14 protein-coding genes and 1 tRNA gene are annotated in these 15,768 nt (G+C 39.1%); 12 read left to right on the top strand and 3 right to left on the bottom strand.

Annotated elements, in window-relative coordinates; translation table 11 throughout:
- Positions 1-1,315: 1,315 nt before the first annotated feature.
- The gene (locus tag ABFY19_RS07300) at positions 1,316-1,729 is read left to right on the top strand and encodes an ATP-binding protein (protein ID WP_418790001.1); all 414 of its coding nucleotides are present in this window, start codon (positions 1,316-1,318) and stop codon (positions 1,727-1,729) included.
- 75 nt (positions 1,730-1,804) lie between these two features.
- Here ABFY19_RS07300 and ABFY19_RS07295 read toward each other — a convergent pair.
- Positions 1,805-1,880, bottom strand: a tRNA-Trp gene (locus ABFY19_RS07295).
- Between the two features lie 152 nt (positions 1,881-2,032).
- Here ABFY19_RS07295 and ABFY19_RS07290 point away from each other — a divergent pair.
- The 5 genes from ABFY19_RS07290 (at position 2,033) to ABFY19_RS07270 (ending at position 5,261) form a co-directional block, all read left to right on the top strand.
- A complete protein-coding gene (locus ABFY19_RS07290; protein WP_418790000.1) occupies positions 2,033-2,962 on the top strand; it encodes a D-alanine--D-alanine ligase in 930 nt (309 codons plus the stop codon).
- A gap of 217 nt (positions 2,963-3,179) precedes the next feature.
- Positions 3,180-3,593 (top strand): YkvA family protein, encoded by a 414-nt coding sequence (locus tag ABFY19_RS07285; RefSeq protein ID WP_418789999.1) that lies wholly within the window; start codon positions 3,180-3,182, stop codon positions 3,591-3,593.
- 51 nt (positions 3,594-3,644) lie between these two features.
- The gene (locus ABFY19_RS07280) at positions 3,645-4,664 is read left to right on the top strand and encodes a potassium channel family protein (protein WP_418789998.1); all 1,020 of its coding nucleotides are present in this window, start codon (positions 3,645-3,647) and stop codon (positions 4,662-4,664) included.
- A 77-nt stretch (positions 4,665-4,741) separates the two neighbouring features.
- On the top strand, positions 4,742-5,035 hold the full coding sequence (locus ABFY19_RS07275) for a late competence development ComFB family protein (protein WP_418789997.1): 294 nt from the start codon (positions 4,742-4,744) through the stop codon (positions 5,033-5,035).
- Positions 5,036-5,093: 58 nt separating this feature from the next.
- Positions 5,094-5,261 (top strand): DUF2197 domain-containing protein, encoded by a 168-nt coding sequence (locus tag ABFY19_RS07270; protein WP_418789996.1) that lies wholly within the window; start codon positions 5,094-5,096, stop codon positions 5,259-5,261.
- Positions 5,262-5,469: 208 nt separating this feature from the next.
- Here the strand turns inward: ABFY19_RS07270 and ABFY19_RS07265 are convergent, their stop codons facing one another.
- Positions 5,470-6,471: a LysM peptidoglycan-binding domain-containing protein gene (locus ABFY19_RS07265; RefSeq protein WP_418789995.1), complete on the bottom strand. Its 1,002-nt coding sequence runs from the start codon at positions 6,469-6,471 to the stop codon at positions 5,470-5,472.
- Between the two features lie 269 nt (positions 6,472-6,740).
- On the opposite strand from ABFY19_RS07265, the gene ABFY19_RS07260 reads away from it, so the two are divergent.
- Positions 6,741-6,902 (top strand): Flp family type IVb pilin, encoded by a 162-nt coding sequence (locus tag ABFY19_RS07260; RefSeq protein WP_418789994.1) that lies wholly within the window; start codon positions 6,741-6,743, stop codon positions 6,900-6,902.
- A gap of 105 nt (positions 6,903-7,007) precedes the next feature.
- Here ABFY19_RS07260 and ABFY19_RS07255 read toward each other — a convergent pair whose 3' ends face one another.
- Complete coding sequence (locus ABFY19_RS07255) at positions 7,008-10,064, bottom strand: FAD-binding protein (RefSeq protein WP_418789993.1); 3,057 nt, start codon at positions 10,062-10,064, stop codon at positions 7,008-7,010.
- Between the two features lie 323 nt (positions 10,065-10,387).
- On the opposite strand from ABFY19_RS07255, the gene ABFY19_RS07250 reads away from it, so the two are divergent.
- The 5 genes from ABFY19_RS07250 to ABFY19_RS07230 all read left to right on the top strand — a co-directional run bounded on the left by ABFY19_RS07250 (position 10,388) and on the right by ABFY19_RS07230 (position 15,671).
- On the top strand, positions 10,388-12,619 hold the full coding sequence (locus tag ABFY19_RS07250; protein ID WP_418789992.1) for a heavy metal translocating P-type ATPase: 2,232 nt from the start codon (positions 10,388-10,390) through the stop codon (positions 12,617-12,619).
- 268 nt (positions 12,620-12,887) lie between these two features.
- Entirely contained in the window at positions 12,888-13,733 is an 846-nt protein-coding gene (locus ABFY19_RS07245) for a TerC/Alx family metal homeostasis membrane protein (protein ID WP_418789991.1), read from the top strand.
- A gap of 26 nt (positions 13,734-13,759) precedes the next feature.
- Positions 13,760-14,365: a DedA family protein gene (locus tag ABFY19_RS07240; RefSeq protein ID WP_418789990.1), complete on the top strand. Its 606-nt coding sequence runs from the start codon at positions 13,760-13,762 to the stop codon at positions 14,363-14,365.
- Between the two features lie 49 nt (positions 14,366-14,414).
- On the top strand, positions 14,415-14,648 hold the full coding sequence (locus ABFY19_RS07235; protein ID WP_418789989.1) for a hypothetical protein: 234 nt from the start codon (positions 14,415-14,417) through the stop codon (positions 14,646-14,648).
- 48 nt (positions 14,649-14,696) lie between these two features.
- Positions 14,697-15,671: a DMT family transporter gene (locus ABFY19_RS07230; protein ID WP_418789988.1), complete on the top strand. Its 975-nt coding sequence runs from the start codon at positions 14,697-14,699 to the stop codon at positions 15,669-15,671.
- Positions 15,672-15,768: the final 97 nt, after the last annotated feature.

Here is a 15,768-nt window from a genome sequence, read left to right as displayed (position 1 = left end):
TGGTAAAAATGGAAAAAATGGACCCGGAAATTGCGGGACCTTGTCAGAGGAGCGGCCGATAAATACAAACATTTGAAATTGAGAGCCGGAGATATGAAAAAGGGGCCTGGGAGGAATATGATACTTTACGGCTGATTATTGAAAACATTGGACAGGCAGTTTCGATAGGATTTTATCTCATTAGGATCCATAGATAAAGAGAATCGGAAGGCAGAAAATAGGGAAATGCTAATCGGTGAGAAAAAGAATGTGGAACCAGGGTTTTCGGTACAGATTGCACTAGTTTGTATTATTAAGACATCTTTTTTTGGGGAATTGGGTTTTTCATAGGGGTCGGACTGGAAGTCTTTGAATATAATATCAGGGCAAAAAAAATGTTTACGAAAAAAATAGGTTTTAGGATAGAGGGGCCTGGAACGACAGGGGGCTGTTCAGGAAACGGGAAAATATTATAATATTATACATATGGGTTATTCTTAGGGATGAGTTTTCTTAGTAAATTACCGGCTGGGATAAGGACGATACCTTTATGAACTCTTGAAAAACAAGGGGTTTTTTTTCTCTTTTTGGCAGATATTGTCTAAAATTTTTTTTATTAGAATTAAAAATTGCGACATATTTCCCTAAAGAAAAATAAAAACCGATTATTGTATAATTAAATAAACTATCGGAAATTATTACGAAAAAGGCGGTGGTTATTTTGAGAATGATAAAAAGACAGTTTTCCTGAGTCCTAATAATCGTAATATTCAAGAGTTTGGAAATACGAAGTTAAAAAAGCTCAAAGCAATTAAACTAATCAGTATACCCCTTTTGTTAATTAAACATCAAAAGGCAGAGGAGTCCGATGCTCTTTGCCACTGAAGAGGGCCCTTGCTTTTATCACAAGAAACAGTTTCTATAAAGTATTTTAATTTTTAATCCTTTTGCCGATGGCCCATATTTTTCAAAAAAAAGATGATAAAAATCATCAAAGCAAATGAAGTGTTTTTTCAAAATAACCGGTCCCTTGCTGAGACCGCAGCTTAAAAAATATACACCCCACTTGATTTTTTGGGTAGATAACAAAGAAACGCAAGGAATTTATAGAAACTATTGGACCAAAAAAAGAGTCAGTGAAAAAACATAGAGACAAAGTTTAAGGGTCAATTCTAATGAGATTAAAAACGGTGTTATTATCAGCTGATAGTATATGGTGGGAATAATGAAAGGACTGTCCATTTACTATTAGCCAACGATATCACTGATTTAAAAACGTTTTTGAAAGAGAAATGGCTCGCCTGGGACCCGCTTAAATTTAATAGGGGAAAATGGCTTGCAGGCATTGCTCACGAGATACGCAATTCCTATGGACCACGGGTCAGAGGGATTAATTGCAGTTAAATCGGGGACAAGAATAGTTTCTATTGATCATATTTTTAATCTGGTTCTCAATGGCATTGAATCCATGTCACCGGGAGGTGTCCTAACTATAAAAACATATAAGGACAGTAATGGAGTTGTTTTAGCTGTAAAAGACCAGGGTATAGGGATTAGCCACGAAGTTATGGAGAAAATTGGGACCCCCTTTTTTACCACAAAGGATTACGGCACTGGTTTGGGATTGGCGGCGTGTTATAGAATTGCCCATAGACATAAAGCCAGGATAGAGATTGATACCGGTACCGAAGGTACGGAATTCAAGGTGATTTTTCCGGTAGAGAGTGAATGTAGGGTTAACAGGTATTAATACACGGGTGGTTGTTAAAGATATAGTTGTTAAAAATAAAAAAACCGCAATCTCTTGCGGTTGTAAGTTTTCTTATGGCAGGGGAGACAGGACTCGAACCTGCAACCAACGGTTTTGGAGACCGCTACTCTACCAATTGAGCTACTCCCCTACGATTTATCGAACATCATTTAGTATAAAGGATAACAGGCAATTTGTCAATTGAATCAAGTTTGTAAAATTATAGAGGAATTTTTGAAAAATTTTAATGATATACTTAAAAAATATGTTTCCCGGTAATATAATATTCTATGGAGGTGTCATATGAAAAAAAAAGTAGCAATACTTTATGGCGGTCTTTCAACAGAGAGAGAAGTTTCCCTAAATACCGGGAAGTCAATATTTGAAGCTTTGAAGGAAAAAAATTTTGATGCTGTTCTTGTTGATGTTGGCAGGGACCTCAGTGAAAAACTGCGGGAGGTAGAGCCTGATGTTGCTGTAGTAGCACTTCATGGTAAATATGGAGAGGATGGCTGTGTTCAGGGACTCCTGGAAATACTGGGCATACCTTATACAGGACCTGGAGTTATGGCCAGTTCTCTTGCAATGAACAAAATTATGACAAAAAAAATACTTGTTTATGAAAACATTCCTACACCTGAATTTTTAGTTATAGATGCGGAGAAATGTTCACATGAAAAGATTTATCAGATGGTCACGAGCAAAATAAAATTACCGCTTGTGATAAAGTCGGCCAGACAAGGTTCTTCAATTGGTGTTTGTTTTGCGTTCCGGGAAGAGGATATTAAAGAAGCTATTGTTGAGTGCCTCAAGTATGATAATCAAATTCTTGTGGAACGGTTTATTAAAGGCAGGGAATTAACAGTATCAATTATGGGAAATTCAGACCCAGTGGTTCTACCGGTTCTTGAAATTGTATCTCAGTCAGGGGTATATGACTATCATGCCAAATATACGGTTGGTGCCAGCAGTCATTTTGTGGCAGAGCTGCCGGAAGCAGTTGATAGAGAAGTAAGAGAAATTGCTGCCAGGGTTTACCGAGCTATTGGCTGCAAGGGATTATCCAGGGTAGATTTTTTGCTGGATGAAAACAACCGGCCCTATGTGTTAGAACTTAACACAAGCCCAGGAATGACTGCAACAAGCCTATTTCCTGATGCTGCCAGGGCTATGGGGATTAATTTTCCTGACTTGATTGAAAAATTGATTAACTATGCCATTCAGATTCATTAAGCTAAGTCTTTTTAAAAAAAATGAAGTGTTTTGCAGGGATTTAGGAATTATTGTAGAATAAATAAAATCACTTAGTAAGATACTGGATAGTTTTACCAAACAGCCCGCCTTCACCTTATATATTTAAGGTGTTTGCCTTAAGCGTCAGCTTGAGGCTTTTTTTAATATCCGGGAATGATATTTATCAAGAATTGCTAGGTGAGAGGAGAAGTTTAATTTGAGAGAACCCGCAGGTTTTGAATCCAGTAGAAGAAAAGCGGAAAGCATTTCTGGCGACCTAAAAAAGACAACGGAAATCATAAACAGGGCTCTGATAAAGTCTCAAAAACAAAAGGGTAAACTTGATAAAGTACTTAATGAGATTGATTTGCTTATAAATATGATTAAGGCATGGACAAGGGGAGAATACAGGACAATTCCGCTAAAGACAATTATTACTGGTTTGGCAGCACTTGTTTATTTGGTCAATCCGTTTGATATGGTTCCTGATTTTTTGTTGGGACTAGGGCTTATTGATGATGTAACAGTAATATCATTTGTATTTAATTCAATCCGAAAAGATATTGAACAATTTACACAATGGCAATTGGAGCAAGCAGAGCAATCTTACGAAGTTAAAGAAGGAAATTAATGCCTTCTACTAGAATAAAACAAAATAATTGGGAAATGGGAGTGGTACTTATTGACAAATCAGTCTAAGAAGCTATTAATTGCCATTTTTTCGCTCCTGATCGTAATTATAATCGGGACTATCGGGTTTCAATTTATAGAGGGATATTCACCTTTAGATTCTTTTGCAGTAACTATCAGCTTGATTACAACGACAGCCATTGGCTACAGTGGGGCACCAGACTCAATGGCTGGTAAAATATTTACAATGTTCCTAATAATCGTGGGTGTCAGTTTGGTGGCGTATGCTTTTGGTACTATTGTAGGGTTTATTCTTGAAGGACATATAAAAAATATTATGGGGCGGTCTAAAATGCAAAATAAAATAAATAAGTTGAAAGACCATATAATTCTGTGCGGTGCTGGCAGGGTGGGAAGGCATGTTATCTTAAGACTGATGACGGAAAAGGTTCCTTTTGTGGTGATTGATAAGGATGAAGAGGTTATTAAGAATCTGATGGAAGACGGAGTGCTTGTCATCAATGATGATGCTGCAAAAGATGAAGTTCTTTTGGAAGCAGGGATTAACAATGCCAAGGGTTTGATTACAGCTTTGCCGGGAGATGCGGAAAACGTATTTGTTACTCTTACTGCAAAGGAATTAAACCCAAACATAATGATTGTGGCCAGGGGCGATATATCTGAATCAAAATCTAAGTTAATAAGGGCCGGGGCTGATAAAGTTATTTCCCCGTCAGTTATTGGTGGCCGAAGAATGGCTATTTCAATACTTAAACCCGTCAGTGTGGATTTTGTGGAGACGTTGATACACAAGCAAGAGCTGGAGTTTGAGATTGAGGAACTGGAAACTTCGGAGAATTCGGTACTAATTGGGCAGACTCTAGAAAATTCAAGGCTAAAGCAGCTTACCGGAACAATGATTGTGGCTATTAAGAGAAATGAAGAGATCATTACCAATCCTGGTGCCCAGGAAGCTATTCAAGACGGTGACCTGCTGATAGCTATTGGCACAAGGTCTCAGCTGGCCGAACTTGAGAAACTTGCATCAGCAAAGGAATTCAAGAATAATTAATAATATCAACAAGTAATTTGCAGGATTTTCAAAAAATTTGCTGAATAATAACATTAAATTAATCTGTTCACTTTCTTTTGTGCCGGAAAGGGTGTGTTATTCTGGAACTGCAGAACTACACTGAGAAGGTTGTTAATGATGTACTTGATGAAGTCCTTGAAAAAAGAGAAGGGCTGTGCAAATGTGAAAAGTGCCGTTTGGATATAATGGCTATTGCGTTAAACAACCTTCCTCCTCAATATTATGTTTCTGAAAAAGGTGAAGTGTTTTCAAAGCTTTTAGCATCTTATAATGATACCAGGATAAAGGTAGTTACTGAAATTACAAAAGCAGCAATTCAGGTACAAAAAGAACCCCACCATGATGTTTAAATTGCCAAAAGAAGTATCTAATACTAATATTAATAGTGTTTGCCAAAGGAGTGTAGGAATGCAAGTCAGGTGTATGATGTGTGGCAAAAAAGAAGGTATCACAGAGGAGCATGTTGATTACAGGAAATTTCAGGATAATCCTAAGAGGGTTTATATCTGCAAAATGTGTATGGCCAGGACCCTTAACGAAGCTAAAGACGGCCAAAAAGCTCATAAACCAATGTGACCTATATCAAATGTGCATATAACAAATAATTTTTAGGGGGGTAATAAGATGTTCCTTTCTTGGGTGGATGGAGTCATTTTTGGAATTATTGCTACTTTTTTTGTTGGCGTTATAGCGAGTATTATTGCCAGGTGCAATTTGAAAACTATGAAATGCAAATAAAATAACGCCTTTTGGGGCGTTTTTTTATTTGTGGCACATCAATTATCTATTCATTTGAATCCGGCACAATAATAAGTTTTTGGCCTGTATAGAGGTTTCTTGGATTATAAATATTATTTGTTTCCATGATTTTATAGAATTTAAATCCGGTTCCGTAGAATTTCTCAGAAATAACCCAGAGGGAGTCGCCTTTTTTTACAATATAATAATTCTGTTCTGGCTGAGAAGTATTTTCCGCTACATTAATACCAGAACTCTCTGTTTGAACCACTTCTTGAACCACTTCTGTGGATTTATTATCTGGCTGAGATCCCTGGATAGCGGCAGATGGAGGTGAATCTGGGACCAGAGTTTCTTTTGCCGCATTTTCCGGTGCTGAGTTTTCGGGTATTGCATTCTCGGGTGTGGATACAGAAGTTAATCCGGAAGTTTTAACAATAGGTTTAGTAAGGTCATTATACATAATTCCCAAAATGCATATTGCAAAAAAGATTATAAACAGGCCGACTTTTTTAAGACCTGTTTTAAGCCAACGATTGACACCGGTTTCTGTTACGGACTCACCGGTAAAAGCGCCTTTATTGATGGTTAAGCTATCCTGTTTGGTGAATTCTGAATAAATAACCGGTAAAAAACTATTCCCGGATGCATCCTTTTTAAAACAGTGCGGAGTGCCGTTGTGGTCCAAAAACAGAAATACCGAATTGGGAGTGTCAAAAAAAGTTTTATGTATGTCGATATTTGGTTTGGAAGGCTGCTGTGAAGTTGGCGAATAATAATACCAGCCCACTATTTTAGCTCCGGAGTAAAGGCGGTCACGTTCAGCATAAAACCCCTTCCACATTTGAGAAGCAGTACGAAACTCGTTCAGGAAGGATTCTTTATACGCTGCCGGTATTACTTCATAAATAGTAGTAGTGATAATGTCAGCTTCTTCAATGATATCACCAACAAGAACACCACCCCATTCACATTTAGGGGAGGCTTCAAAGATACTGGTAAGCTTAGGAATAATCGAATTAGATAGCAGTACTTTTATAGTTGACATTTTAATCACCTGTTTCAATTAACAGATTTTAAATAAGTCGGGGTCTTAAGCAGCATTGTTAGTAGACAAACTGTTCTGTAAGAGTATTTCTATAAATAATTATTATTACCTGCTTTGATGTAATAATTTCCTGTAATAACAAAAGAACTTCGCTTATAAAAAGAAAACTATTAACCGCTAAAGTAAAATTAAGAAACTATCGATAATTAATATAAGATAATCATGACTTGTTTCCAAACCGAATCAAGTTTCATGAAGGGTGGTAAACGATGAAATTAATTGTAAGACTTTTTTCCGAAAATAGCGGTCAGGGATTGACAGAGTATGGCTTGGTGCTAGGGCTCCTGGTTGTTGCTGCTGCCGGTGGTCTGTTGCTGGCAGGGCAAAAAGTTGCACAGCTTTATATCGATTCCAATGCAACAATGCCTTGATAATGGTTTTAGAGAACAGGAACAGTAAAAATATGAGCGGTAAGATGAGTGTTTTCTAGTGGAAACTCATCAACCGCTCATGTTTTTAATTTGTTTTTTATGGGCTTATTTATTTTCACGCATATATTCGGTCATTTTTGGAGCAAGTTTGGGGGCCACCTTAGGAAACATTGCAGGCATAATTTTATCCATCACTTTTGGCAGCATGTCCGGCAGTTTTTCTTCTAACTGTACAGGCATATCGGGAATATATTGCTTCATCAGTTCCAGTACTTTTGGCATCAGTTTAGGCATCATTGAAGGAAGCAGTTTTGGCATCAATGCCGGAATCATCTTTTCCATTATATTCAAGGCTGGAGATTGCACCGAGTCTGGAAGTGCTTCCATACCTTTCATCATAGGCTGCATTGAAGAAGGCATTGCAGCCATTATTTCCGGCATCATGTCACTCATCATGTTAACAATACCGTCAACTGTCATGATTTCCAAAGCTTTCTCAAAAACACCCCACATAAGCAAGGTATAGTCTGATGAGTCTTGGACTTCATATCCAAGCGATTCGGCAATAAAGTCGGTAAAGTCAAGAACATTGATATCTTTACCAGTTTTTTGGCCTGAAGCCCTTAACTGGACTTCACAGCAGGGGCAAGTTGCCAGCAGCGCATCAGCCTCTACGTCAATAGCTTCCTGGACTCTAATCCCGCCTAACTTGTCGGCAACCGGAGGTGCTGCAATACGTGTTAAAACACTCCCACAGCAAAGGGCATTTTCTCTGTTGTGTTCCATTTCCACACACTCTATACCTGGTATCGCTTTAAGCACATTCCGCGGTGCATCATATATACCGCTATGGCGGCCGATGTGACATGAGTCGTGCCAGGTAACTTTTTTATTTACAGGGTTTTTGAACTTTAGCTTGCCTTTATTTATCAATTCTTCTGTTTTTTCGGAAATATGCTTTATTTTAAATTCGTAAGGATATCCCAGCTTTTGGGCCCAGATAGGGTATGCATGGGCAAATGCCATATAACACCCTGGGCAGGAAATTACTATTTCCTTGACACCGCGTTTCAGCAGACCTTCTATATTATTCCTGAAAATAAATTCAAAAGTATCCAGTTTCCCAGCTACCAGCATTGGAGTTCCGCAGCAGCCTTCATCTTTGTCAAGTGTGCAGAAGTTAACCCCGCCTTCCTTTAAGATATTGACAGCATTCTTGGCAGTATTTGTAGTAACAAAAGATGCAGTACATCCTGCCCAATAAGCAGTCTCGGAATTTTCTTCGATATTGATATCAGCAGGGACCCAGTCGGCCCTTTCGCTTCTGCGGCCTGCCCAGATATTCAGGTCACTGTGTACACTTTCGGCCATCATCTGAAAACCATTATAAGTTGCAAAACCCATTTCATTTACGAGGATAGGGCGGAATTCATCCCAGAGTTCCATAATAGGCAGGTTGACCTGGCATACAGGGTTACAACGTTTACAAGTAGTACACATCAGGAACATATCAACTATTTCCTGGGTCAGCTCAAGGTTACCTTTGAGGTACTGGCGCAGGATATACCATTTACCCCGGGGAGAGCTGCTTTCCCAGTTAAAGCCCATATATAATGTGCAGGTATCGGTACAATAGCCGCATTGGGCGCAAGCGTAAGACGCACGGGCAATAGTGTTTAGGAGTTTCTTTTTGACCTTGGGCTTATCACTAAGAAACTTTTCTGCAATATCAAGAAGTGGTTCAGGAGTTAATTTCCCCAACTTCATTGCTGAACGCAGGAGCCCAGGATTTCCTGTATCACTAAGAATCTTTCCGGGGTTAAAAATATTGTGCGGGTCAAGCTGCTTTTTATATTCTGCAATTTTTTGCAGATTTTCTTTACCAAGGGCTTCTTCAGCATCTTCGGTAAAGTAGAGTCCGACTGAATAAGCACTGCCGCCGTGCTTTTTGGCAATATCCATCATGATCAGAGATTTGGCGAATCCTATATTATAGGCCGCGGTGCGTTCATCACCGGTAAGAAAAGCCAGGAGGGTAATTTGGTCATGATAAACCATGCTTCCTTCTATAGAAATGCCTTCAAGTTTTTTATCTGCTTCTTCAATCACATCTGCAATCTTGTCAAGAGGAATTATTGCTTCTGACGGGATTAAAGAAGGGCCTAGGGTTTTAACCCTCATGGTATAAAATCTTTCCGACCATTCGTGTTGGGCAAAACTGTCATTAAGTATTTGTCCGCCATTTTTTTCGATAATATCCTGAAGCCTTGCAGATACTTCAAGATATTTTTTTTTCGGAAGCACTATCATCAGTAGGTGATGATCTTTTGGCAGGCCATCCTGTTGATTGGGGTCATCATCATGAGTGTGCAATGTTATCTTAGATGCTTGCTCCACCGCATTTGCCTTATTATTTATAAAATTGGCGGTGGTAAAGTTCATATGCCATATTGGGAGGTTTTCGTTATTAATGTCTTTAATTGCATTGACAAGCTTCCTGAAATCAATAAAAGCTGTCAGCAACTTTTTTTCCTCATCAAGTTTCCGGACAGGCAAGGTCACTTCAACTGCAAAACCGGTGATACCCTCGGCACGGTTAATGATATTCATTTCTTTACCTTTAAACGTTCTCAGTTCTCCGTCCGGAGTGACGGCTTTTATCTCAGTTATATTATCGGAAAAGAAACCGAACTCGTAACTGCCGATACCGGAACCTCCTTCACCGACCCAGCCGCCGACGGTGGCTCCGGGGGCGCTGGAAGGGTACAGCCGTAGAGCAAGTCCTTTGCTGTTGAGTTTCTCTTCAAGCATGGACCAAATAACCCCTGGTTGGACAGTTACGTTCATGAGGTTTTTATTAATGCTTATAATTTTGTTCATCCTTGTGAATGCAACCACGATACCTTTATGAACCGGAATTGTTCCGCCATAACCACTACTGCCCGCACCTCTTGGCGTCAGAGGTATCCTTTTTTGGCGGGCCAGTTTGACCACTTCCTGCACTTCTTCGATGGTTTCGGGCTGGACAACGGCATCCGCATTTTTTAATACCATTTTTTCAACAGCTTCCGGGAGATTAGCTACATCGTGTGAGTAAAGCATCCGCTCTACCTTGTCAAAAGAGACCCTTTCACCAAAAATACTTTCAAGTTCATGTCTCATATCAGACCTCTCCTTTCTAAATAGAAAGCATTAAAAGAAAACCATCAATATAATGCACTGGCCCAAATACCCATACCCCCATGGGGTACTATTTGTTTTCATTTTACATGCTTGTTATAAAAATGGCAAGCACTTTTTTTAGCAGATAGGAAAGTATAATTTTTATCCTATCTGCATAAAAAAGGCTAAGCTTCGCCTCATAGTATATTTTAGTGCTTAGCGAAGCTAAGCCTTTTTAAAAAAAAATATATTGCTCTGATTTCAAACCACGGGATTGTACATAATAGAATAAAGAGTACAATTAGTTATAAGGAGGTGAAGCAGTGGGCTTAACAAAATCAAAAGAAGGCAAACTTAAAGAAAATGAAGAAATGGTATCTATAGAACAATTTGATGTAAGGGGAATGAGTTGTGCTAATTGTGCCCTTTCAATTGAAAAGGTGCTTAAAAATACAACGGGAGTTAATAATGCTGTGGTTAACTTTGCTTCCGAATCGGTAAGAGTTGTATTTGACCCTAAAGTAATAAACATTGGTGCAATATATGATAGGGTAAAGGACGCAGGCTATACCCCGACAGAAGAGAGTGCAGCGCAAGAACGTGACAGGACCGCGGCTAGGGAAGGAAACTGGGTTGTTTTCAGTGCAGTAATGTCTCTTCCGGTTATTCCAATTATGTACCTTTTTGAGATGAATCTTTTGGTAACATACATTCTGCTGCTTATGGCGACCGTGGTACAATTTACTGCAGGTTGGACTTTTTACCGTGGGGCTTTTCATGCCTTGAAGAATAGGTCTGCTAACATGGATGTGCTGGTAACAATGGGTATAACCTCTGCTTATGGATATAGTGTCCTGACTACATTTCCTGAATTGTTTTTTGCAGGACCCACATTTTTTGATACTTCAATGCTACTGATTACGTTTATTCGTTTTGGGAAATTCCTTGAGGCAAGGGCTAAAGGAAGGGCAGGCCAAGCATTAAAAAAGCTCTTAGAATTACAAGCGGACAGGGCGCGTGTTTTGGTAAACGGTGAGGAACGGGAAGTCCCGGCTTCAGAGGTAACAACGGGCGATATTGTGGTCGTAAAACCTGGCGAAAAAATACCGGTTGATGGGGAAATTATTTCAGGCAAAGCAAGTATTGATGAATCGATGCTTACAGGTGAGTCCATTCCTGTGGAGAAAGGACCGGGAGATGTGGTCATTGGGGCCACAATCAATAAATCAGGAGTTATAAAAGTTAAAATCATGAAAACTGGGAAGGATACTGTCCTTGCCGGTATTATAAATATGGTCGAAGAAGCTCAGAGTGTCAAGCCTCCAATTCAGCGTCTTGCGGACAGAATATCTAACTATTTTGTACCTGCAGTCGTTGTTATTGCGGGTATTACTTTTGTTATTTGGTACTTTTTGTTACAGGCATCTTTTGTTTTTTCTTTTACTGCTTCTATTGCCGTACTCGTAATTGCATGTCCATGTGCTCTGGGGCTGGCAACGCCCACAGCTATAATGGTAGGGAGCGGAGTTGGCTTAAACAGCGGGATATTGTTTAAATCCGCGGCTGTTCTTGAAGGAATTGCAGGCCTTCAGGCTGTTGGCTTTGACAAAACCGGGACACTTACTAAGGGAACGCCGGCAGTTACAGATATTGTAGCTTTTTCACCTTATAGTGAATCTCAAATATTAAAGATTGCTGCTGCCGGGGAGGCACCTTCGATTCATCCACTGGCACAGGCTGTAGTTGTCAAAGCTCATCAGGATAATGTTGAAGTAAGTGAAGTTAAAGATTATACGGAAGAAAGCGGCTATGGAATTATATGCACTTTTGAGGGTAAAGAACTGCTAATAGGTAACATTAAATTGATGCATAAACATAATGTTAATATAGAGGCTGCTGACGGAGATTTTGTCAGACTGGCAGATTTAGGGAAGACCATCATTTTCATAGCGTATGATACCAAGATTGCAGGTCTTATTGCACTTTCTGATGTACTCAAGGAAAATGCGGCTGAGGCCGTAAAGAGACTTCACATTCTGGGGCTAAAGACATTTATGATTACTGGTGACAATAAAAAAGCTGCCTCAGTTGTTGGTAAACAGGTTGGTATTGATGAAGTAATTGCTGAAATCCTGCCGGAAGATAAAATTGAAAATATCAGGCACTATCAGAATAGAGGTTTTAAAGTCGCTATGGTAGGGGATGGTATCAATGATGCTCCTGCTCTTGCCCAAGCAGATATAGGTATTGCTATTGGTTCGGGTACTGATGTTGCCAAGGAAGCCGGTGATGTGGTACTAGTGAGAAATAACATTATGGATGTGGAACGTGCCATAAGACTTGGGCGGATAACCTTTATAAAAATAAGACAAAATTTATTTTGGGCATTGATTTATAATATGGTTGGCATACCGGTGGCTGCGGGAGTTCTTTATCCGGTAACCGGAAAACTGCTGCCACCCGAGTGGGCCGGCTTGGCAATGGCATTTTCTTCAGTTTCCGTAGTGATTAATTCTCTGTTGATAAAGAGATTTGCAAAAAAAATTGCTGACTAAGATTAAAAACTTTATACAAATATATGTTGAATGTTTGTCCATGATAGAATAAAATATAGTTGGACAGAGGGAGTAACTGCTCGTTTCATTAACGGGAAGCAAAGTCGTCAGTACGGCGCAAAGCCCGGCTTTGCTGGTCAAAGGCCTTGTGAGACTCTGCATCCGCCGTAAACGTGTGGATGTAGGGTTTTTTAATTTGCTTATGTTTAAATCCTTAGTATATTACTTTATGAAGAAATGTAAGAGTAGGTATAGAGGGGGCAAGTAAATGTCAATTAGATCAGCAGTTAGGTGGGTTGTTTTCTGGATAATTCTGGCATTGACGTTTAATGCGGGTATTTACTTTTTCTTAGGTAAACAGCAGGCTCTTGAATTTTTGGGTGGCTATATTATTGAGCTTAGTCTAAGTTTAGATAATCTATTTTTATTTTTGATTATTTTTTCAAGTTGTGGGATTAAGCCTGTTTATCAGAGAAGGGTGCTTAATTGGGGTATATTCGGGGCAGTTATCCTAAGAATGATTTTTGTTGTGTTGGGTGTTTCTATAGTTAACCGTTTTCATTGGGTTTTGTACATTTTTGGCATAATTTTGATTCTCAGTGGTATAAAAATGTTTTTTTCTAAAGAAGCCGAAGGAGATTATAAGAACAACTTTTTGACACCTCTTTTGTCTAAAATTATACCTATTTCCCCGAAGCTTGAAGGTGAAAAGTTTTTTGTCAAAATAAATGGTATTCTACATGCAACACCTTTGTTTGCAGTTCTGGTAGCTATTGAAGGGTCAGACGTGCTGTTTGCCATTGATTCAATACCGGCAATATTTTCAGTTACAACAGACCCTTTAATTGTGTATGCATCAAATATTTTTGCAATACTGGGGCTTAGAAACCTATATTTTATTTTAGAAAGACTTCATAATGCATTTCGCTTCGTAACGTACGGAGTGGCAACTATCTTAACTTTTACCGGGATAAAACTGAGTATTCTTTTTTTCAATATAGAGATACCCCTGACAATGTCAATTGGAATTATATTCACTGTTATAATGCTTAGTATAATAGCTTCCGTGCTATTTCCGGGCCTGGAGGTTTCTAATGAACACCAAGGTAGTTAATTGTAATATAAAGGTGGACACATAAAATGTTTTCATGGCTGGAACAGATTCTTAAAAATGATATTGAGCAATACAAGCTTTTAGCTATTTATATTACGATGACATTTGAAAGTGCATGTATTCCAATTCCCAGTGAAATTGTAATGCCTTTTGCAGGCCATCTAGTTGCTAAAGGAAAGCTTGGTATGATGCAGGCCACCTTGGTTGCCTCAATAGCTAACTTGTCCGGGAGCTGGCTGGCTTATGGTGCGGGCAGATATGGCGGCAGGGCTTTTATAGACAGATATGGCAGATATATATTTTTATCAAATAAACATCTGAATCATGCTGATAATTGGTTTGCCAGGCGTGGTGAAATCACTGTGTTCCTGTCGAGAATGCTTCCTGCTGTTAGAACATTCATTTCTCTTCCAGCTGGGATAGCTGAAATGGATTTTTTCAAGTTTTCTATCTATTCATTTATGGGCTCACTGCCATGGAACTTTGCTCTGGTGTACTTGGGGTATTTGTTCACAGATAAGTGGGATATACTGCAGAAATACTTGCATGAATTCAATGTCATTGTGTTAACAGTTTTTGCCATAATTGCGGTTCTGTTTCTTGTTTTGAGAAAACGAAAACGAGGGCTATAAACTGAGGTGTAAAAGGGAATACTAACAGCTAAAACGCTGGAGGTTAAAGATGAACATAACTCTTGACTTAAGACCAGGTATTGAGGACGGGGTTTACAAGCTCAGAGACACTATATCAAGGTTGGGACCGGATGCAGAAATGACTATTATACTCGGTGCTATGGATGCTCAGAGCACTGGCAAACTTGTAGAAGAACTCAGAAATCATGGATTTGATTATTTCTCTAAGGTATCTAACAGGATGCCTTACAACATTATTGCCAAAAGGCACCTGCTACAGTAACTAACATTAGAAAATTAAGGTAACGGGCAGAACCTGAAGGGATATTTTATGAGATCTCCGAGTCAAAAACTTCCCAAATACTACATGGCAAAAATACTTACAAATAAACATGGAGTGCTGGCTGTTGCCTTGTTTTGTTCACTACTCTGGGGAAGTGCGTTTCCGGTACTTAAAATCAGTTATGATGAACTTAGTATACATCCGGATGACTTTTATGCCCAAATTGTGCTGGCCGGAATGCGGTTTTTTCTGGCAGCCGGTCTGTTATTTGCAGTGATTTTGCTTCAAAGGCTGCCAATGAAATTAAAGAGATACTTGCTTGCCGAACTTGTTGTCTTGGGGATTTTGCAGACAGGTCTGCAGTATTTCTTTTTTTATTACGGGCTTGCCCATACTTCAGGAATGAAGGGTGCTATCCTTACATCAAGCGGGACATTTTTTGTTGTTTTGCTGGCCCACATTTATTATAGAAATGATAAACTTAATATAAACAAGGTTTTTGGTCTGGCAGCAGGGTTGGCTGGAATAATTCTTGTTAATTCAGATAAGAGCTTTAACCTTGCGTTTGCCTGGCAGGGGGACGGGGCCCTGATTATGTCAGGTTTAGTTAGTGCAGTGGGAACTATAATGGCAAAGAGGCTTTCCGACACCTTGCATCCCTTGGTAATTACTGGATGGCAAATGCTGTTTGGTTCAGTTTTAATGCTTACTCTTGGGCTGCCGGGGTTAAATTATTATTCCTTTTCATTTGCCAAAACAGCGTGGGTCTTATTGATTTATTCCGCATTAATTTCAGCAGTAGCATTTTCCCTTTGGTACTCGTTACTAAAATACAACAAGGCAGGAGAAATAAGCATATACAAATTCATGGTCCCGGTATCTGGTGTAATTTTATCATCGGTTTTCATACCAGGTGAAGGGTTTGATTTTTTGATGATTGGGGGGCTGTTGTTGGTTACACTGGGGATTATTGCGGTTAATAGAAACCAAGAGACTGAAACGGTAAGGTGTTTGTCTAAGTAAACTTTATAGTCCTGGTGAAAAAAACTCGCCAAAGTTTGCTATTTTATGGCAAGTAATATAGACAGTTGCAAAAAATTAGGTTAGAATTTTATTTAGG

The sequence above is a fragment of the Phosphitispora sp. TUW77 genome (assembly GCF_048453025.1).
Lineage (GTDB): Bacteria > Bacillota > Thermincolia > Thermincolales > UBA2595 > Phosphitispora.
The sequence above is the reverse complement of the archived record's forward strand: the minus strand, read 5'-3'. Positions and strand labels throughout refer to the sequence as shown.